Source organism: Streptomyces odonnellii (genome assembly GCF_000981895.1).
In the GTDB taxonomy this organism is placed as follows: Bacteria; Actinomycetota; Actinomycetes; order Streptomycetales; family Streptomycetaceae; genus Streptomyces; species Streptomyces odonnellii.
Genome location: NZ_LATD01000545.1, coordinates 1 through 1,158, shown reverse-complemented (window position 1 = coordinate 1,158; position 1,158 = coordinate 1). Strand labels below are relative to the sequence as shown.

The window sequence follows — 1,158 nt, the reverse complement described above, 5'->3', positions numbered from 1 at the left end:
CTCCATGGTAAGGAGAAGGTCTACGGTTCGATTCCGTATTGGGGCTCCGTACAGAAGAAGGCCCCCGCCACCTGGCGGGGGCCTTTCTCGTTGCCCAACTCCTCAAGCCTGACCGGACCTAGTCGTGACGGGGCTCCGGGACGCGCATCGCGAGGATTGCCATGTCGTCGGAGGCCGGCTCCGCGGCGAAGCGCTCCACCGCTCGCAGCACGCGCGAGGCGACCGCGCCCGCTGTCAGTCCCGTACAGGTCGTCAGGACATCGGTGAGGCCGTCATCGCCCAGCATGCGCGAACCCTCCCGGCGTTCTGTGACACCGTCGGTGACGCACAGCAGGACATCGCCCGGGTCCAGGGTGAGCGTCTGCTCGTACAGCTCCAGATCCTCTATCACGCCGAGGAGCGGCTGCGGTTCGGCGGCCGGTTCGACCGTGCCGTCCTGGCGCAGCCGCAACGGGAGCGGATGGCCGGCGCAGACCACCTTGATGATCGCGCTGCCGTCCTCCTGCGGCCACAACTCGCCGTACAGCAGCGTGAGGAAGCGGCTGCGGGCGCCCTCGTCGAGGATCGCCGCGTTCAGCCGTTCCAGGACCGCCGGTCCGCCGAAGCCTTCGCGGGCGAGCAGCCGGAGGGCGTGCCGGGCCAGGCCGGTGACGGCTGCGGCCTCCGGTCCCGTGCCGCAGACATCGCCGATGGCGAAGCCGTAGGCGCCGTCCCGGATGGGGAACAGGTCGTAGAAGTCGCCGCCGACTTCGTTGCCCTCGCCCGCCGCGCGGTAGATGACATCGACCTCCACGCCCGGGACGTCGGGGAGCCCCGGTGGCAGCAGGCTGCGCTGGAGGGCCTGGCTGATGGCGGTGCGCTCGGAGTAGAGGCGGGCGTTGTCGAGGGCGAGCGCCGCCCGGCGCGAGAGGTCCTCGGCGAGTTCGAGGATCTCCTGGCGGAAGTGGTCGTCCGAGGGCTTGCCGAGGGTCAGCATGCCGATGACGCGGTTACGGGCCACCAGCGGGAGGACGACGGTCTCGCCGCCGACCGTCCCCGCCGTCGCCAGGGTGGAGCCCACGCCCGAGGAGAGCGGGGTGGAGGCCCGGCCCAGCTCGCGCATGGAGGTGCGCAGCGCGGCCCGGTGGGCGGCTTCGGCGGGGGCGGTCCAGATACGGG

Annotated in this window: 1 protein-coding gene; it reads right to left on the bottom strand. The window is 71.5% G+C overall.

Features of this window, described 5'->3' with window-relative positions:
* Positions 1-118: 118 nt before the first annotated feature.
* The coding region (locus WH07_RS34765; protein ID WP_046509032.1) for a PP2C family protein-serine/threonine phosphatase at positions 119-1,158 on the bottom strand (1,040 nt) is incomplete at its 5' end.